Source organism: Streptomyces sp. NPDC001381 (genome assembly GCF_042895685.1).
In the GTDB taxonomy this organism is placed as follows: domain Bacteria; phylum Actinomycetota; class Actinomycetes; order Streptomycetales; family Streptomycetaceae; genus Streptomyces.
Genome location: NZ_JBIAWO010000002.1, coordinates 1,138,592 through 1,157,091, shown reverse-complemented (window position 1 = coordinate 1,157,091; position 18,500 = coordinate 1,138,592). Strand labels below are relative to the sequence as shown.

Here is an 18,500-nt window from a genome sequence, read left to right as displayed (position 1 = left end):
GGCGTGGAAGGCGTGACTAGAGTCGAACGGCCCTGACCCGGAACACTCGGCACATTGACCGCCCGCGCCCGAGCGTCCTCACCGGGGTGACGAAGGCTCGCGTGCCGGAGGGCGGGAGGCTCAGGGTCAGGACGGGGCGAGCACGCAGAACTCGTGGCCCTCCGGGTCGGTCAGGCACGTCCACGGGACGTCGCCCTGACCGAGGTCGAGGTCGGTGGCGCCGAGGGCGCGCAGCCGGGCCACCTCCGCCGCCTTGTCGTCACCGGGGTACGGCAGCAGGTCCACGTGGAGGCGGTCCGGCACGTGCACGGTCTGCGCGCCGGGCGTGCGGAGGAACTCCAGATACGGGCCGACACCCTTGGCGGAGCGCAGCACCGCGTGGTCGTCGGTCACCTCGTGCAGGGTCCAGTCCGTCGCCTCACCCCAGAACCGGGCCATGGCCCGCGGATCCGCGCAGTCGACCACCACCACGGCGACCGGCCCGGTGTCCCGGTACATCTCCCGGGGCTCCAGGACGCAGAACTCGTTGCCCTCCGGGTCGGCGAGGACCGTCCACGGCACGTCGCCCTGACCCACGTGCGCGGGCGTCGCACCGAGCGACCGGAGGCGCGCGACCAGCTCCGTCTGATGGGCCGCGGAGGTGGTGGCGAGATCGAGGTGCACCCGGTTCTTCGTCGCCGTCTTGGGTTCCGGTACGGGAACGACGTCGATGCCGAGGGCGACCGGGTCGGGCCAGACGAGGCCGCCGCCGGGTCCGACGTAGGTGGTCACGCCGGAGCTGTAGGCGGTCCAGCCGAGCGCCTCCGCCCAGAACCGGCCGACCGCCGAGGGGTCGAGAGCCTTGATGATCACGTGAACGGGTCGCAGTGCCATGCCGGCGATCCTAGGTGGGGCGTGGGGAGCCGGGCGGCGGGGCTCCAGGTCGAAGTCCACGTGTTCCACGTCGGTGAACTCGACCAGCAGGCCCTGGGCGCGGCGCCCCCGGTCGCGGAAGTACACCTCGCCCAGGCCCTCGGCCGCGACCTCGCGCAACTGCTCCTCGGTGGCCCTGGCGCGGATCCGGGGCTGCCAGCGCGGCGGACCTCGTGTTCCGTACCGAACGCGTACGGATCGCGTATGCCGGTGCTCCCTTCACCACGTCCCACGGCGCACGCTCAGCTCATCCACATGATTCCCATGGCCGGCCGGGAGAGGGTCGGCGACATGTCTGGCCCCTCCGGTACCCGTGAAGGCACGGTTCGCGTGCTGATAGTCGACGACGAGCCCGAACTCACCGAGCTGCTCTCCGCGGCCGTGACCGAGGCGGGGTGGCATTCCCTCGCGGCGGAGGACGGCCGCAGCGCGTTGCGTCTCGCGCGCGACTGCGCACCGGACGTCGTCGTCCTGGACGGCATGCTGCCCGATGTCGACGGGGTGCAGGTGCTCCGCAGGCTGCGCGGCGAGAACACGCGGCTGCCCGTACTGATGCTCACCGCCCGGGACGCGCTGGAACACCGGCTCGACGGGCTGTCGGCCGGCGCCGACGACTACGTGACCAAGCCGTTCTCCCTGGAGGAGGTCATGCTGCGGCTGCGCGGGCTGCTGCGTCGCGTGGGTCCCCCCGACCCGGGCGAGCGGGGTCCCGTACGGGTACTGGGCGACCTCGTGCTGGCGGAGACCACACGCGAGGTGCAGCGGGACGGCACGCCGATCACGCTGACCACGAAGGAGTTCGACCTCCTGCGCTTCCTGATGCACCATCCGCACCAGGTGCTCAGCAAGGCGCAGATCCTCGACCACGTGTGGAACGCCTCGTTCGACGGCGAGGGGAACCTCGTGGAGGTCTACATCCACGGCCTGCGGGCGAAGATCGACAAAGGCCGGGCTCCGATGATCCGCACGGTGCGCGGCGTGGGCTACGCGATCAGAGCCGCGGACGCGTGACGATGACGGAGCCGAGGGGCCCGGCGGGCCGTTCCGGCACCGGTCTGGGCTGGCGTTCGCTACGGGTCCGGCTGGTGCTCTTCGTCTCCGTGACGCTCGTCGTGGTGTGCGCCGCGATGGCGCTCACCACGGTGTTCGTCCAGCGGGTGTATCTGCTGGAGGATCTGGACCAGCGGGTCACCCACGCCGCGGACCGGAGCCAGGGCGGGCTGCAGCGGCGGACGGGCGGCGCGACGGATCTGGGCTTCCTCAACGAGCGCGGCCAGCCGACCGGCACCCTGGCGGCCCGCTTCGCCGACGGCAAGGTCATCGCCGCCGAGGTGGTGACCGGTGACGGACGTCAGCGGGCCCTCACCGCCGCCCAGCGCGCCGCGCTGCGGGGGATCACCGCGAACGGGGAGCTGCACACCCGCACCATCCCGGGCCTGGGCACCTACCGGGTGACCGCCATCGGCGGCGACGGGGTCCCCGTGCTCGCCGGGCTGCCGATGGCGGACGTCCAGCGGGTGATCGACCGTCTGGTGGTCGTGGAGGCGGTGATCGCCGCAGCCGGCCTGGCCTGCGCCGCCTGTACCTCCGCGGTGGTCATACGGCGTCAGCTGCGCCCCTTCGGCCGGGTCGCGGCCACCGCCGCCGAGGTCGCCCGGGTGCCGCTGGACCGCGGCGAGGTCGCGGCCCTCGCCCGTGTCGACGCGCGGGACACCGACCCCGGCACCGAAGCCGGTCAGGTCGGCGCCGTGCTCAACCGCCTGATCGACCACGTCGAGTCGTCGCTCGCCGAACGCCGGCGCACCGAGCAGCGCATGCGCCGGTTCCTCGCCGACGCCAGCCATGAACTGCGCACCCCGCTGGCCTCGATCGCCGGCTACGCCGAATACATGAAGGGCGACCACCGGACCATCGAGCCCGAGCTCGCCTGGCACCGCGTCTCCGCGCAGTCGGCGCGTATGACGGATCTCGTCGAGGACCTTCTGCTGCTCGCCCGCCTCGACGAGGGGCGGCCCCTGGAGCGGGCCGAGGTGAATCTCGCGACGCTGGTCGCCGAGGCGGTCTGGGACGCGCAGGCGGCGGGCGGCGAGCACGACTGGCGGCTCGCGCTGCGCCTCGACGGCCCGGTGTCGGTGGTCGCCGACCCGTCCCGGCTCCACCAGGTGGTGGCCAACCTGCTGGCCAACGCCCGGGTGCACACACCGGCCGGTACGAAGATCACGGTCGTCGTGGAGACGGAGACGGAGACGGAGCCTGAGAGGGAATCAGAGGCGGGGGCGGATGCGACGGCGACGGCGACGGCGACGGCGACGGGAGAGAACGTCGGCGCCGGCCGGGGCACCGGGTGCGTGATCCGCGTGCGGGACAACGGTCCGGGCATCCCGCCCGGCCTGCTCCCCACGATCTTCGAACGCTTCACCCGGGCCGACGCCTCCCGCTCCCGCGCCCCCGGCAAGGAGGGCGGTTCCGGCCTGGGCCTGGCCATCGCCGCCGCTCTCGTGGAGGCGCACGGAGGCAGGATCGAGGTCGAGAGCGAGCCGGGGCGCACCGAGTTCACCGTGGCCCTCCCCCTCGACGGGTGACCCGGCCGTTCCGCTGCCCTGAACTCTCAGCACTCTCACAGAACCGCAGTTCAGGCTGCCCGCACTCGGTGTCCGGGCACCCCCTCCGTCGGGCGGGCCGCCCCTCCTTAAGGCCTGGCTAAGTTCGCTGATCAAGAGTGATCCCAGGGCGGCCGTCCATCGTGGATGTGCCCAAGACGAAGGGAATCAGCGACGATGACCGAGCTCGACACCGGTGAGCCGACGGCCGAGAACCCTCAGTCCGGGACCGGCAGCGGTGCTCACGCGAGCCGCCGCACCTTCATGCGGAAGGTCTTCTTCGCCAGCGGCGCCACCGCCGTCGCGACCATGGGCGGTGCGGGTGCGTGGGCCGCGATGGCCGACGACGCCACCACCACCGCCGATCCCTCCGCCTCCGCCGCGCCGAGCGGCGCGCCCAGCGGCGGGCCGGGGGGCGGCGCCGGCGGCCCCGGCAACCAGTCGATCACCGAGGACTTCTTCGGTCTCACCACCGACGGCAACCGGATCGACGACCTGTTCACGATCCACTCCACCGGCGTGGCCACCGCGCCGGTGATATCGGCCGCGAACGCCTTCCTGGCCGGACTGACCGACGACCAGAAGTCCTCCGCGCAGTTCACGGTCCACTCCACCGAGTGGCGGCTGTGGAGCAACATCGACTCCTACGACCGCCAGGGCGTCTCCCTCGCCGACCTGAGCGACGACCAGAAGGCCCTGGGCACCGCCCTGTTGAAGGCGGCGCTGAGCGCGGACGGTCTGGAGACCACGGAGAAGATCCGCCGCATCAACCAGGCGGCGGGCGAGGCGATCGGCAACACGACGGCCTTCAACGAGGACGCCTACTACTGGACGGTCATGGGCACGCCGTCGAAGACCGAGCCCTGGGGCTTCCAGTTCGACGGCCACCACCTCGTCGTCAACTACTTCGTGCTCGGCGACCAGGTCGTCATGAGCCCCTGTTTCTGGGGGTCGGAGCCGACCTCGATGGAGATCGACGGCGAGACCGTGACGGTCTGCCACGAGGAGGTCGTCGCGAGCCTGGCCTTCATCAACTCCCTGACCGAGGCGCAGCAGGCCGTCGCCGTCGAGTCGACGAGCAAGTCGAACGAGTCGATGAAGGCGGGCGCGTTCTCCGACAACACCGTCCAGGAGTACACCGGCATCCGCGGCAACGCGCTGACCGCGGCCCAGAAGACGAGGCTTCTGGGCATCGTCCGGGCCTTCACCGGCCGCGCCAAGGCCGACGTGGCGAAGGTGAAGCTGGCCGAGGTCCGCAAGCACCTCGACGACACCTACGTCACCTGGGCCGGCGGCACCGGCGACGACGACGCCTTCTACGTCCGCGTCCACAGCCCCGTCGTATGGGTCGAGGTCGACTGCCAGGCCCCGGGACCGCTCGCCGGCGCCTACGGCGCGACCCAGGGCAGCGGCGCCACGCAGAAGCACGTCCACTCCGTCATCCGCACCCCGAACGGCAACGACTACGGGAAGGAACTCCTGCGCCAGCACTACCTGACGTCGCCGCACCACCGGTGACACGGACCGCATGACCACCGGGCCGGGGCCCCGTCGTCCCGGCCCGGTACCGCCGTCACCCGGACGCCGCGCAGTGCAGGACCAGCAGGGCGATGTCGTCCATGCGCTGCCCCACCATGCCGGTCGCGCTCAGCAGCGTGTCGACGAGCGCGTCCAGGTCCCGGTCGTCGGCGCGGGCGAGATGCCGCGCCAGGTCGTCGATGGAGTCGTCGAGGTCGGTCCCCGGCGACTCGATGAGGCCGTCGGTGTAGAAGGCGAGCATCAGCCCGGGGGTGAGCGGGAGTTCGGTCACGGGGAAGTCGGCGCCGGGCTCGATGCCCAGGAGCGGTCCGGGCTGGATGGCGACGGGCCGGGTGCCGTGACCGGGGATGCGCACGAGGGGTGGCGGGTGGCCGGCGCTGGCCAGCGTCGCCCGCCGGCCGGCGAGGTCGAGATGGGCGTAGAGGCAGCTGGTGAACAGGTCGGGGGCGAGGTCGATGAGCAGCCGGTTGGTCCGGGACAGCACCTCGTCCGGGGGCGTGCCGAGGGCCGCGTGCGCGTGGACACCGGTCCGCACCTGTCCCATCAGAGCGGCGGCGGCGACGTTGTGGCCCTGGACGTCCCCGATGACGGCCGCGGCGGCGGTCTCGCCGAGCCGGATCACGTCGTAGAAGTCCCCGCCGATGTCCATGCCCCGGGTGGCGGGCAGATAGCGGGCGGCGACCCGCAGTCCGCTGATCGTGGGGAGGGTGCGCGGGAGCAGTGCCTGCTGGAGACCGTGGGCGAGTTCGTGCTTGGTGTCGTACAGGCGGGCCCGGTCGAGGGCCTGGGCGACGAGGCCGGCGAGTGAGGTCATGACGGCGCGTTCCTCGGCCGGGAACGTGTGCGGACGGTCGTAGGACAGCACACAGATGCCCACGGGCCGGCCGGAGATGATCAGGGGCAGGAAGGCCCAGGCCTGTTTGCCGCTCATCTGCGGGGCCTCGGGGTAGATGCGCCGCATCTCCTGCGGGTCGGAGAAGAAGGCGGGGATGCCCTTGGCGAGGGCACGGCCCGCTGGGGTGAGGCCGGTGTCCAGGGGCAGACCGTCGAGACGTTCGACGGCCTCGGGGGTGTAGCCGCGGTATCCGGTGATCCGCAGCCGGCCCGCTTCGGCGGTCGACAGGACCAGGCCCTGGGCGCCGAAGGCCGGCATGATCTGGTCGGCGACCAGGTCGATGACGTCCTGGACGCCCACGACCTCGGTGAGCGCGGCGGCCAGATGCGTGAGCTGGTAGAGCCGGCCGGCGCGGGCCGGGTCGTCGGTGCGCGCGGGCCGGCGGGGCGCGGGCGACGGCGGGGGCTGGGCACCGCTGGGGACGATCCGGACGCTGATGCCGCTCGCGTCAGGGTAGAGGTGGATGTCCAGCCACCGGTCCGGCGGGCGGCAGGCGGTGAAGGAGACCGGCTCACGGCTGATCACCGCGGCGCGGTAGCGGTCCTCGTACGTGGGGTCGTCGAGCCAGCGCAGCGACTGCCACGGCAGGGTGCCCAGCAACTGGCCGGCCTCCCGGCCCAGGAGTTCGCAGGCCCCGTCGCTGACGTAGGCGAAGTAGCCGTCCAGGTCCAGGGCGCAGCTTCCGCCGGGGAGGCGCTCGGCGAAGTCGGCGACGGCCATCGCGGGGCTCTCGGCCCGCTGCCCGGCGCCGGTGGGCACGACGCGGGGCAGATCGCCGCAGGCCGGGGACCAGCCGTGCTCGACGGCATCCTCCACCAGCCGGGCCAGGTGCCGGCAGCGGGCCGAGATGTGCCCACGCTCGCGTCCGGTCATGTACGGCGGACGGGTGGCCGGCCACATGAGCAGCAGCGCCCCCCACCGGCGGACGCCGGTGAGCGGCGCGGCAGCCAGCATCAGGGGGTACGGCAGCGCGATCGCGGTCCGCGGGTACGAGTGGGCCATCTCCCCCTGGCTGCCCACCCAGACGACGCGGTCCTCACGGAAGGCGTCGGCGACCGGCGCCGGGGCGGCGGCGGACACCCTGACCCACGGCGCGGCGAACTCTGCCGGCGCGCCGCACAGCGCCTCCAGGCACAGCACCTGCTCGTCCGGCGACACCAGGTACAGGGCGCCGATGGACGCGCCGGTCCGGCGCACCGTCTCCGCGAAGACGGCGTCCAGTTCCTCGACGCGGGCGGCAGCGCCGCCTGTGCCGGCCGGCTGCTTCGCACCGGGCGCGGCAGGTCTCGGGCCGACGTCCCCAACCTCGCTCATAGGGGGACGCTACGCCGATGAGGAGCCCTCGGCATGCTCCCGCCGACGGCGCGCCCCCGGGGCTCACGGACCGAGGTCTCCCGTGAACGGGGTCGGCGCCCCGGCCGCGCGTCGGCGAGCGGCCCGCCGCACGCTTCCCGGCGGCCGCGGCGGCCCGAGGCGGTGGCGGTGGCGTGGGGCATTGTCGCGGCTCAGTCCTGCCGGGCCGCCGCCTCGAGTGCCCGCTCGACGGCCGGCAGGCCCCGGCCGAGGAGTGTCTTCTCCAGGCTGTGGTCGTCCTCGCGGCCGGTCCGCTCGCCCTGTGCGAAGCCGTCGGTGTCCACGATCTGCCCGCACCACTCGCCCCGGCCGACCGTCCCTCCGTCGAACGGCACCAGGGCCCCCTCCCCGAGGGCGACCCATCGCTCCTGCTCCCAGCGGAGGGCGAGGATGTAGGTGTGGCCCGGTACGACGCGCGGGGCGTCGCCGGTCAGCTGCGGGACGCGGGTCGTGCCGTCGGAGCGGAGCACCTTCCAGCCCGGGGCGATGTAGTCGAGGGCGGACCCGACGGCGGGGTGGGAGCGGGTGCGGGAGCTGAACGGCGTGGCCCGCACGTCCAGTCGCACGGTCCGCTCCAGCGCGTAGCGGTATGCCCCGACCGCCAGTTCCTCGCGCCCGCTCTCCCGTTCCCGCACGGCCCGGCCGACGACCACGACATCGGCGTACCGCACCCAGTCCCGCGCCGATGCGGACGGGTGACGGTCGACCGGGACTCCGCATCCGTTGACGGTGTCGAGGCCCGGCCAGCCGACGAGGACGCCCGCGAGGACACCGGCGGCCGCCAGGACGGCCACCACCGGGCGTGCGGTCATACGGTCGGGTAACAGGTTTCTCCGCATTCGATGATCTTGGTGGGACCCCTGCCGCCCGGCCGTGACCGGCATCACACGGACGGTCACAGCCCTGTCACAGGCGCGAGGACTCCTTCCGCGGGATCGACGCACCCGGCTGCTGGCGGGACGGCCACGCACTGACCGTCGCGCGCGAGGTGCCGCGGTCACCGCCGACCACCTCACCGGAATGCTGTCACCGGTGGGCGGGCTTATGGTCCATACATGGGGGAGTCGGGTCTGGAGCTGCTGCGGCCTGCCGTGCTCGAACTGTCGCGGCAGACCGGCGCCTCCGTGACAGCGGTGTATCTGCCGTCGGCGGACGAGCCCGTGCTGAAGCTGGCGGTCCTGGGCGGCGTTCCGTGGGACATCGCGCGGCCCTGGGCGCGGGTGGCGCCGGAGACCGCGTCCCCCGTGTCCGACGCCGTCCGGGAGAAGCGCCTGGTGTGGGTGGGCGGCCCTGAGGAGCTGGCGCGCCGCTACCCGCGGCTGGCGCTCGTCGTGCCGTACCGTTTCACGCTGGCCGCCGCCTCCCTGACCAGCGGCCCGGACACCTGGGGCGGAGTCGTGCTGCAGTGGCCCGCCTCGCACCCGGCGCGGCTGTCCCCGCGGGAGCGCGACACCGTCATCGGCGGCTGTCACCGGCTGAGCCGGGTGCTGCGGCAGGCCGCTCTCGACGGCCGTCCCATACGCCCCGGCTCCCAGCCTCTGCCTCACCCGCACCAACCGCCTCCTCACCGACCTGGACCCCGGCCTCTTCACCAGCTGCCTCTACGCCCACCTCGACCTGGCGGCGCACCGCGTCCTCCTCGCCAGCGCCGGACATCCGCCCCCGCTGCTGCGCCACCCCGACGGCCGCACCGAGATCCTCGCCGTGCCGCCCGGACTCCTCCTCGGCATCGATCCCGGCGCCCACTACCCGTCCCTGCGGATCCCGTTGCCGTCCGGCTCGATGCTGGTCCTGTACACCGACGGACTCGTCGAGGCCCCGGGCTCCGACATCGGCGACGCCATCGACCGGCTAGCCGGCGCCCTCGCGCGGAGCGACGCCCCGACCATGAACGCCCTCGCCGACACCCTCGTCCGCCACGCCCGCCGCACCGCCCCGCGCAGCGACGACATCGCCCTGCTGCTCATCCGACGCGAGTGAGCACGCGAGGCGCTGCGCGGACGGGCTGGGAGCGCGCGTACTCGGTCGTGGACGAGGAGGCCGAGCCGGGTCTGTACTCGGTCGCGGTACCGGTACGGGACTTCCGTGACGAGGTCGTCGCCGCCGTTCAGGTCGTCGGCCCCCGTGTCCCGGCTCGCGGACCGGACCGAGGAGCGCGCGCGGGCGGCGCTGCGCTGGGGCCGCTGGCTGGGGGACGCGCTGCGGGGAGTGGAGCGCGCGCCGGGCCGAGCGGCGGTCAAGAGGTCAGCTCCGCACGGCGAACTGGCTCCCGGTCTTCTCCCCGTCCTCGGTGAGTGCCGCGGCCACGCAGCGGAAGACCCGCAGGCCCTTGTCCCACTCGGCGGCCGTGGGCGGGATGATGTCGGTCTGCCACTCCGCGGCGGTCTCGCGGCCGTCGGGCGCCATCGTCGCGGCCATGACCTTCTGCGAGCACAGGGCCTTGACGTCCGGATGTCTGATCAGGTCCCGCGCGTTGTTCGTCATGCCGTCCTCCGGCAGCGGGGCGATCGCGAAGGTCTCCCACACGTGCCTGGTCGCGCAGTCCGCACGGCTGACGGTGACGATGCCCGAGATGTCGACGATGCCGCTCCAGCATTCGGGACTCGCGACGCACCGGCCGCCCACGCCGTCGACGGTCGTCGCGGGACAGCCGCCGGTCGTGGTGGCGACGCCGAAGCCCGCCGTGCCCTTGTCCCCGCTGGTGGCGCCGGCGGAGGGGGCGGCGGCCGACACCGGGTTCCCGCCTCCGCCCTCCGAGCCGCCGTACCGGTACGTCACGACGGTGACCGAGACGCTCACGGAGACGGCGACGGCGGCCACCGCGGCGATCAGCCGGGAGCGTCCCGTGCCCTTGCGCCCGCCCTCGGCCCCGCCCGGTCCGGTGACCGCGGTGGTGGCGCCCGCTCCGGCCGGCAGCGGCGGGGTCCCGGTCATGGCGGGGACCGCGTCCCGGACAGGCGGTGCGTCCACGAACCGCGGTGCGTCCGCGACGGGGGGCGTGTCCCGGTGGAACGGGACGGTGGTCGGCGCCGGGCCGAAGCCCCCCGCGGCCGGGCCCGCGGCGCCGAGGTCGACGGCGGCGAGGGCGTCCCGGAACAGGCCCGCGTCGGACAGCCGCTCGGCCGGGTCCGCGGCGAGTGCGCGCCGGAGCACCTCGTTGAGGGCGGGGGGCACGCCGGGCAGGGCGGGGTACGGCCAGGTGTGCCGCACGATCAGTTCGGCGAGGCTGAGCTGGGTCCCGTCGTCCGGGTGGTGCGGAGGGAAGCCGCGCAGCAGGGCGTAGAGCGTGGCGGCCAGTGAGTACAGGTCGCCGGCCGGGGTGGGCTCGGCCAGCTGGAAGGCCTCGGGCGGCGCGTACGCGGGGGTCAGCGCCTCCCGGGTCACGGACAGGTCCCGCCCCGGCCGGGGCATGGCCGCGAGCCCGAAGTCGGTGAGGGCCACCCCGCCGTACCGGTTGACCATGACGTTGCCGGGCTTGATGTCACGGTGCAGCACCCCGGCCGCGTGGGCGGCGGCCACCGCGTCCGCGAGACCCACGCCGATGTCGCGCGCCTCCTTCGGCGGGAAGGCGCCCTGCCGGTGCAGCCGCTCGCCCAGCGACCCGCCGGGGCACAACTCCAGCACCATGTACGGCCGGTCGTCGGCGAGGACCCCCGCGTCGTACACCGGCACCACGTGCGGGTGTCCGGACAACTGCCCGGCGGCCGTGACCTCGCGCAGGAAACGCTGCCGGTCGCGCGGGGTGGACAGCACCCGGCTGTCCACCTTCAGCGCGACCTCCCTGCCCACGGCCAGTTGCCGGGCACGGTAGACCGTGGCGAAACCGCCCTGCCCCAGCACCTCGTGGATCTCGTATCCGGACAGTGCCAATCCTTCGGGCCCCATGTGCCGTACCCCCAGCGCGCCACCCCGGGCGGTACGTCCGACCGAGGACGAGGCGAGACTCTAGCCGAGGACCGGGGCGGGGCCGCTCACAGGTCCACCGGTGCGCTGTACTCGGTCCCCGCGTCCAGCAGCCAGTCCGCCAGGTGTCCGGCGAAGGAGGAGCGGACCAGGACCCAGAATCCGCCCCCGGGTTCGTCCCTGGCGACCAGGACGATCTGGGTGCGGCCCAGGGTGGTCTGGGCGCAGCGCCCGGGGCCGAAGGCGCGCGGATGCAGGTCGAGGGGGCAGCCGTGGGCCAGGAGGTCGCGGGCGCGGGGGCCGGCGACGAGGAGGGTGGTGCGCTGGGCGGAGACGTCGGTGACGGAGACGTGTTCGTCGCCGGCGGCCGCGCGGATGCGGCTCTCCAGGTCCCGTTGGGTGCCGGGCCGCCCCACCAGGAGCCATTCGTCCGGGCCGAGCCGGAGCGCCGTCAGGTCCCGGGTGCGTACGACCGTGTCGGGTTCGAGGGGAAGGGGGAGACCGAGGGCGACGCCGACCGCGTCGGCCGCCGGGCCCTTGGCGTCGAGGCGGACGTCGAGCTGGGCCAGGAAGGGGAGTTCGGCGAGCCGGACCGCGCCGCCGGAGGTGCGGGTGGCGGCGGCGAGACGGCTCCTGTCGTGCCACAGGGGGCTGCGGAGCGGGGCGGCGGAGGTGGTGTCAGCCATCGCGGCGGGCTCCCTCGGGGTCGTAGAGGACGGGGCTTGCGACGGTCACCGGGACCAGCCGGTCGCCGACCGGGGCGTACAGCCGTTCGCCGATGCGGTCGCGGCCGCCCTTGACCAGGGCGAGGGCGAAGGTCCGGCCGAGGGCCGCGCTGCGGTAGCTGGAGGTGACGTGGCCGAGCATCGGCACGGGCGGGGCCGGCAGGACGCTGTCGGCGACGAGGTGCGTGCCCTCGGGCAGGAAGGTGCCGGGGTCCTCGGGGAGCAGACCCACCAGGTGCTTGCGGTCCGGGCGGACGGTGTCGGCGCGGGCGAAGGAGCGCTTGCCGATGAAGTCGGGCTTCTTCTTCGACACCGCCCAGCTCATGCCGAGGTCCTGGGGGGTGACGGTGCCGTCGGTGTCCTGGCCGATGATCGGGTAGCCCTTCTCGGCGCGCAGGACGTGCATCGTCTCGGTGCCGTACGGGGTGATGCCGTAGGGGGCGCCGGCCTCGTACAGGGCCTCCCAGAGGGCGAGGGCCTCCCACGGGGACACGTTGATCTCGTAGGCGAGTTCACCGGAGAAGCTGATCCGGCACACCCTGGCGTCGAGGCCCGCGACGGTCGTCTCGCGCCAGGCCATGAACGGGAAGTCGTCGTTGGACACGGCGAGTCCGGGCGCGAGCGAGCCGAGGACGGCGCGGGACTTGGGGCCGACGAGGGCGACGGTGGCCCACTGCTCGGTGACCGAGGTGCAGTGCACGCGCAGTCCGGGCCACTCGGTCTGGAGCCACTCCTCCATCCAGTCCAGGACGGCGGCCGCGTTGCCGGTGGTCGTGGTGACCAGGAAGCGGTCCTCGGCGAGGCGGATGACCGTGCCGTCGTCGAAGACCATGCCGTCCAGGCGGCACATCACGCCGTAGCGGATCATGCCGACCTTCAGGGTGCTCATCATGTTGGTGTAGAGCAGGTCGAGGAAGACGGCGGCGTCCGGGCCCTGCACGTCGATCTTGCCGAGTGTGGAGGCGTCCATGAAGGCGACGCCCTCGCGGGCGGCGGCGCACTCGCGCAGCACGGCCGTCTCCATGTCCTCGCCGTCCTGCGGGTAGTACCAGGGGCGCTTCCACTGGCCGACGTTCTCGAAGCGGGCGCCGTGCGCGACATGCCACTCGTGCAGGGCGGTCGTACGGATCGGGTCGAGCAGGGCGCCACGGTGGCGGCCGGCGAGGGCGGCGAAGGAGACGGGGGTGTAGGGCGGGCGGAAGGTGGTGGTGCCGAGGGTGGAGATGTCCACTCCCAGGAGTTCGGCGACGACGCCGCCGGCGAGGATGCCGGAGGTCTTGGCCTGGTCGTTGGCGGTGCCGGCCGTGGTGTAGCGCTTGGTGTGCTCGACCGAGCGCAGGCCGGCGCCGGTCGCCCGGGCCAGGTCGTCGACGGTGACGTCGCGCTGGAGGTCGACGAAACGCGGCGCGCCGTCCCGGCCCGGCACGGTGAAGACCTGCATGGGCGGCGTGTACGGCTGCGCGGGCGCCTCCGGGAGACGGGGCGCCTCGGGGGTGTGGCCCGCGGCCTCGATCGCGCGGGCGCCGGCGGCCGCGCCCTGTGCGAGGACACCGGCGAGGTCCAGGACGCCGTTCGCGCTGCCCGCGACCTCGACCGCCTGAGAGCAGACGTCGGGGACGAAGGCGCCGAGCGTCTCGTCGTGGCGCAGTGTGCCCCCCGCCTGGCTGAACAGGTGCACGACGGGGTTCCAGCCGCCGGAGACCAGCAGCAGGTCGGCGGCGATCTCCCGCTGCCCCGTCGTCTCGCCGTACGGCGCCACGCTCACGGTGGTGATCCGGGGGTCGCCCTCGGTGCCGACGACGGCGTGGCCGGTCAGCACCTCGATGCCGGCCTCGCGGGCGCGCTCCGCCCACTCCCCCGCGTCGGGGCGCGTGTCGACGATCGCCGGCACCGCCACCCCGGCGGCGTGCAGGTCCAGCGCGGCCTCGTAGGCGCTGTCGTTGGTGGTGAAGACGACGGCACGGCGGCCGGGCAGGACACCGTGCCGGTTGACGTAGGCGCGGGCCGACGCGGCGAGCATCACGCCGGGGCGGTCGTTGTCCGCGAAGGCCATCGAGCGCTCGTGAGCGCCGGTGGCGAGGACGACCCGGCGGGCGCGGATGCGCCAGACGCGCTCGCGGGAGACGTGCGCGGGGGCCGCGGCGCCGAGGTGGTTGGTGCGGCGCTCGACGGCGAGCAGGTGGTTGTCGTCGTAGTGGCCGAAGACGGTGGTGCGGCGCAGGACGCGCACCTCGGGAGCGGATGCGAGCAGTGCGGCGACCTGTGCCACCCAGGCGAGGTGTTCGGCGGTCGACAGCAGGCTGCCGCCGAGTTCCGGCTGTTCGTCGGCGAGGATCACACGGGCACCGCTGCGGGCGGCGGCCGCGGCGGCGGCGAGGCCGGCGGGGCCCGCGCCGACGATCAGGAGGTCGCAGTGGGCGTGTACGGCGTCGTAGCGGGCCGGGTCCGGCGTGGTCGCGAGGCGGCCCTGGCCGGGGAGGCTGCTCGCCACGAGGCCGTCGTACAGCTCGACGGTCGTCGCGGGCAGCATCGGCTCCGGGAAGGGGGCCTCGATCTGCACGACGGCGTTGGGTTCTTCCACGCCGGCGGAGAAGATGCCGCGGGGGCGGCCGAGTCTGATGCTGGTCGCTGCCGTGATGACGCCGTTGGCCAGGAGGGCCGAGGCGAGCGTGTCGCCTTCGAAGCCCTGGTATGCGGTGCCGTCGAACGTGAAGGTGAGGGGTTCGCCGCCGTGGGTCCGGCCATGGGTGGCCGATCGGTGGGTGGTCGCCGGGGGCTCCGCCGCGAGAGCCCCGTCCGGCCCTGAAGGGGCCTCGTCCGCGAGCTCCCCCGGACGGGCCGGGTGTGCCGGACCGGGCTGGGCGGGCGCCGCAGGACGCTCGGGGGTCTCCGGGCGCTCCTCCCCCGCCCGGTACACCGCCAGGATCTCGTTCGTCGACGTGTCCCGCACCGCGTTGAACCACCGCCGGCAGCCCGCCGCGTGGCTCCAGCGCTCGGCGAAGGGTCCCTTGGGGTTGTCGCGGAAGAAGAGGTAGCGGGCCCACTCCTCGTCGGTCAGGGCCGCCGGGTTCTCGGGGTAGGGCACATGGGCCTGTCCGCCGTAGTGGAACTCGGCCTCGTCGCGGGGCCCGCACCACGGGCAGGGGATGAGCAGCATGGTTCGGCTCCCTAGTGGTCCTAGTGGGCCACCGCGGCCGCGCCGTGCTCGTCGACGAGCGCGCCGGTGGTGAAACGGTCGAGCGAGAAGGGGGCGTTGAGGGCGTGCGGGGTGTCGTGGGCGATGGTGTGGGCGTAGACCCAGCCGACGCCGGGGGTGGCCTTGAAGCCGCCCGTGCCCCAGCCGCAGTTGAGGTAGAGGTTGTCCACCGGGCTGAGGCCGACGATCGGTGAGGCGTCGGGGCTGACGTCGACGATGCCGCCCCAGGTGCGCAGCACGTGGGCGCGGGCGAAGACCGGGAAGAGCTCCAGGGCCGCCGACATCTGCTCCTCGATGATGTGGAAGGCGCCGCGCTGGGTGTAGGAGTTGTACGCGTCGATGCCCGCGCCCATCACCAGCTCGCCCTTGTGCGCCTGGCTGACGTACACGTGGACCGCGTTGGACATGACGACGGTGGGGTGGACCGGCTCCAGGAGCTCCGAGACCAGGGCCTGCAACGGGTGGCTCTGGAGGGGGAGTTCGATGCCCGCCATGGCGGCCAGGACCGAGGTGTGGCCGGCCGAGCACAGGGCCACCTTGCCCGCGGCGATCGGGCCGCGCGTGGTCCGCACGCCGGTCACCCGGCCGTCGGTCACGTCCAGCCCGGTGACCTCGCAGTTCTGGATGATGTCGATGCCCGCCGCGTCCGCGGAGCGGGCGAAGGCCCAGGCGACGTAGTCGTGCTTGGCGATGCCGGCGCGCGGCTGGTAGGTGCCGCCGAGGACCGGGTAGCGCACGTCCGGGGAGATGTTGACGATCGGGCAGACCTCCCTGACCTGCTCGGCGTCCAGCCATTCGGCGTCGACGCCGTTGAGGCGGTTGGCCTCGACGCGGCGCACGCTGTCGCGGACGTCCTGGAGGCTGTGGGCGAGGTTCAGCACGCCGCGCTGGGAGAAGAGGATCGGGTAGTCCAGCTCCTCTTCCAGTCCCTCCCAGAGCCTGAGCGCGTGCTCGTAGATGCCGGCGCTCTCGTCCCACAGGTAGTTGGAGCGGATGATCGTGGTGTTGCGGGCCATGTTGCCGCCCGCGAGCCACCCCTTCTCCAGTACGGCGACGTTGGTGATGCCGTGGTTCTTCGCCAGGTAGTGGGCGGTGGCGAGACCGTGGCCGCCGCCGCCGACGATCACCACGTCGTAGGACCGCGCGGGCTCGGGGTCGCGCCACAGCCAGTCGGGGTGGTCGGGGAGGTCGGCACCGGGGGTGCTGGGGCTCATCGGGCGTCTCCGGCTTCTGCTGCTGCCTGGGACAGGTGCGGGTAGAGCGGGTGCTTCGCGGCCAGCGTCCGCGTGCGGGCACGCAGGGCGGCGAGGTCGGGGGCGGGCTGGAGGGCGAGGGCGATCACATCGGCCACCTCGGCGAAGTCCTCCTCGGTGAAGCCGCGGGTGGCCAGCGCAGGGGTGCCGATGCGCAGGCCCGAGGTGACCATGGGCGGGCGCGGGTCGAAGGGCACGGCGTTGCGGTTGACGGTGATGCCGATCCCGTGGAGGAGGTCCTCCGCCTGGCGGCCGTCCAGCTCGGCGTCGCGCAGGTCGACGAGGACGAGGTGGACGTCCGTGCCGCCGGTCAGCACCTTCACGCCGGCCGCCGCCGCGTCCGGCCGGGTGAGACGCTCGGCGAGGATGCGGGCGCCGGCGAGCGTGCGGGCCTGGCGCTCGGCGAACTCGGGGGACGCGGCGACCTTGAAGGAGACCGCCTTCGCGGCGATGACGTGCTCCAGGGGGCCGCCCTGCATGCCGGGGAAGACCGCCGAGTTGATCTTCTTGGCGAGGTCGGGCTCGTTGGTGAGGACGACTCCGCCCCGCGGTCCGCCGAGCGTCTTGTGCGTCGTCGTGGTCGTGACGTGGGCGTGCGGGACGGGGCTGGGGTGCAGTCCGGCGGCCACCAGGCCCGCGAAGTGCGCCATGTCCACCATCAGCAGGGCACCCACCTCGTCGGCGATCCGGCGGAAGGCGGCGAAGTCCAGCTGCCGGGGGTACGCCGACCAGCCCGCGATGATCATCTTGGGCCGGTGCTCCTTGGCGAGCCGCTCGACCTCGTCCATGTCGACACGGTGGTCCTCCTCGGACACGTGATACGGCACCACGTTCAGCATCCTGCCGCTGTAGTTGAGGCGCATGCCGTGGGTGAGGTGGCCGCCGTGCGCGAGGTCGAGGCCGAGGACCGTGTCGCCGGGCTGGAGCAGGGCGAAGAAGACCGCGGTGTTGGCCTGGGCGCCGGAGTGCGGCTGGACGTTGGCGTGACGCGCGCCGAACAACGACTTGATCCGCTCGATCGCCAGCCTCTCGGTGACGTCGACGTGTTCGCAGCCGCCGTAGTAGCGGCGTCCGGGGTAACCCTCGGCGTACTTGTTGGTGAGGACCGAGCCCTGCGCCTCCATCACGGCGGACGGCGCGAAGTTCTCGGAGGCGATCATCTCCAGGGTGGACTGCTGACGGTGCAGTTCGGCGGTGAGGGCTTCGTGGACCTCGGGGTCCAGCTCCGCCAGGGGGCTGTTCAGCGCGTTCATGCGGCGTTCGCGTTCCTCTCGGCGGCCTCGACGACATTGGCGAGCAGCATGGCTCGGGTCATGGGGCCCACGCCCCCGGGCATCGGCGCGACCCATCCGGCGACCGCGGCGGCCTCCGGGTGGACGTCGCCGGCCAGTCCCTGGTCGGTGCGGGTGATGCCGACGTCCAGGACCGCCGCCCCGGGACGCAGCATGTCCCTGGTGATCAGTCCGGGCGAGCCGGCCGCCGCGACGACGATCTCCGCCTCGCGTACGTGCCAGGGCAGGCCCTTGGTTCCGGTGTGGCAGAGGGTGACGGTGGCGTTCTCGGATCTGCGGGTGAGGAGCAGGCCGAGGGGGCGTCCGACGGTGATGCCCCGGCCGATCACGCACACCCGGGCTCCGGCGAGCGGGACGTCGTGGCGGCGGAGCAGTTCGACGATGCCGCGCGGGGTGCACGGCAGCGGGGCGTCGACGCCGAGCGCGAGCCGGCCGAGGTTGACCGGGTGGAGTCCGTCGGCGTCCTTGGCCGGGTCCATGCGCTCCAGTACGGCGTGGGCGTCCAGATGGGCCGGGAGCGGGAGCTGGACGATGTAGCCGGTGCAGGCGGGGTCGGCGTTGAGCTCGTCGACGACGTCCTCGACCTGCCGCTGGGTGGCGTCGGCGGGCAGGTCCCGCCGGAGGGAGGCGATACCGACCTGCGCGCAGTCCCGGTGTTTTCCGGCGACGTAGGCACGGCTGCCGGGGTCGTCCCCGACGAGGACCGTGCCGAGCCCCGGCGGCCGACCGCCGCCGACGGTCAACTTGGCGACGCGTTCGGCGAGTTCCCGCCGGATGTCACCGGCGGTCGCCTTGCCGTCCAGGAGTTGTGCGCTCACCGACGGTACTCCTT

13 protein-coding genes and 1 pseudogene are annotated in these 18,500 nt (G+C 73.5%); 5 read left to right on the top strand and 9 right to left on the bottom strand.

All coding sequences use genetic code 11. The annotated features are described in order from the left end of the window. Nucleotides 1-126: 126 nt before the first annotated feature. Entirely contained in the window at nt 127-873 is a 747-nt protein-coding gene (locus ACFY2L_RS12120) for a VOC family protein (protein ID WP_390656823.1), read from the bottom strand. A gap of 330 nt (nt 874-1,203) precedes the next feature. Here ACFY2L_RS12120 and ACFY2L_RS12115 point away from each other — a divergent pair, with 330 nt between their 5' ends. The 3 genes from ACFY2L_RS12115 (at nt 1,204) to ACFY2L_RS12105 (ending at nt 5,030) form a co-directional block, all read left to right on the top strand. Next, nucleotides 1,204-1,923 carry a response regulator transcription factor gene (locus ACFY2L_RS12115; protein WP_390656821.1) on the top strand — a complete coding sequence of 240 codons (720 nt, stop codon included), beginning with the start codon at nt 1,204-1,206 and terminating at the stop codon, nt 1,921-1,923. 2 nt (nt 1,924-1,925) lie between these two features. Continuing rightward, nucleotides 1,926-3,494: a sensor histidine kinase gene (locus ACFY2L_RS12110; protein ID WP_390822193.1), complete on the top strand. Its 1,569-nt coding sequence runs from the start codon at nt 1,926-1,928 to the stop codon at nt 3,492-3,494. A 195-nt stretch (nt 3,495-3,689) separates the two neighbouring features. Beyond that, entirely contained in the window at nt 3,690-5,030 is a 1,341-nt protein-coding gene (locus ACFY2L_RS12105; protein WP_390822192.1) for a DUF3500 domain-containing protein, read from the top strand. 55 nt (nt 5,031-5,085) lie between these two features. Here ACFY2L_RS12105 and ACFY2L_RS12100 read toward each other — a convergent pair whose 3' ends face one another. Both ACFY2L_RS12100 and ACFY2L_RS12095 read right to left on the bottom strand, forming a co-directional pair. After that, on the bottom strand, nt 5,086-7,260 hold the full coding sequence (locus tag ACFY2L_RS12100; protein WP_390822191.1) for a SpoIIE family protein phosphatase: 2,175 nt from the start codon (nt 7,258-7,260) through the stop codon (nt 5,086-5,088). 191 nt (nt 7,261-7,451) lie between these two features. Beyond that, nucleotides 7,452-8,111 (bottom strand): hypothetical protein, encoded by a 660-nt coding sequence (locus ACFY2L_RS12095; RefSeq protein ID WP_390822190.1) that lies wholly within the window; start codon nt 8,109-8,111, stop codon nt 7,452-7,454. Nucleotides 8,112-8,829: 718 nt separating this feature from the next. On the opposite strand from ACFY2L_RS12095, the pseudogene ACFY2L_RS12090 reads away from it, so the two are divergent. Both ACFY2L_RS12090 and ACFY2L_RS12085 read left to right on the top strand, forming a co-directional pair. Continuing rightward, nucleotides 8,830-9,279, top strand: a pseudogene (locus ACFY2L_RS12090) (PP2C family protein-serine/threonine phosphatase); the annotation flags it as partial. Further along, on the top strand, nt 9,276-9,593 hold the full coding sequence (locus ACFY2L_RS12085) for an IclR family transcriptional regulator C-terminal domain-containing protein (protein ID WP_390656815.1): 318 nt from the start codon (nt 9,276-9,278) through the stop codon (nt 9,591-9,593). The pseudogene ACFY2L_RS12090 and the gene ACFY2L_RS12085, both read left to right, overlap by 4 nt. On the opposite strand, the gene ACFY2L_RS12080 is transcribed toward ACFY2L_RS12085, so the two are convergent. From ACFY2L_RS12080 to ACFY2L_RS12055, 6 genes are all read right to left on the bottom strand, one after another. Then, nucleotides 9,544-11,184, bottom strand: a complete 1,641-nt coding sequence (locus ACFY2L_RS12080) for a serine/threonine-protein kinase (RefSeq protein WP_390822189.1) — start codon at nt 11,182-11,184, stop codon at nt 9,544-9,546. The two genes, ACFY2L_RS12085 and ACFY2L_RS12080, sit on opposite strands and share 50 nt — an antisense overlap. Before the next feature lie 86 nt (nt 11,185-11,270). Beyond that, nucleotides 11,271-11,888 carry a sarcosine oxidase subunit gamma gene (locus tag ACFY2L_RS12075; RefSeq protein WP_390656813.1) on the bottom strand — a complete coding sequence of 206 codons (618 nt, stop codon included), beginning with the start codon at nt 11,886-11,888 and terminating at the stop codon, nt 11,271-11,273. After that, nucleotides 11,881-15,084 (bottom strand): sarcosine oxidase subunit alpha family protein, encoded by a 3,204-nt coding sequence (locus tag ACFY2L_RS12070; RefSeq protein ID WP_390656812.1) that lies wholly within the window; start codon nt 15,082-15,084, stop codon nt 11,881-11,883. The genes ACFY2L_RS12075 and ACFY2L_RS12070 overlap by 8 nt, the downstream gene beginning before the upstream one ends. Nucleotides 15,085-15,104: 20 nt before the next feature. Further along, a complete protein-coding gene (locus tag ACFY2L_RS12065) occupies nt 15,105-16,337 on the bottom strand; it encodes a sarcosine oxidase subunit beta family protein (protein ID WP_390656811.1) in 1,233 nt (410 codons plus the stop codon). Continuing rightward, nucleotides 16,334-17,629 (bottom strand): serine hydroxymethyltransferase, encoded by a 1,296-nt coding sequence (glyA, locus tag ACFY2L_RS12060; protein WP_390656810.1) that lies wholly within the window; start codon nt 17,627-17,629, stop codon nt 16,334-16,336. The genes ACFY2L_RS12065 and glyA overlap by 4 nt, the downstream gene beginning before the upstream one ends. Continuing rightward, nucleotides 17,626-18,486, bottom strand: coding sequence for a bifunctional methylenetetrahydrofolate dehydrogenase/methenyltetrahydrofolate cyclohydrolase (locus ACFY2L_RS12055; RefSeq protein WP_390656809.1), 861 nt, complete (start codon nt 18,484-18,486; stop codon nt 17,626-17,628). Before ACFY2L_RS12055 ends, glyA begins: the two co-directional genes overlap by 4 nt. Nucleotides 18,487-18,500 lie beyond the last annotated feature (14 nt).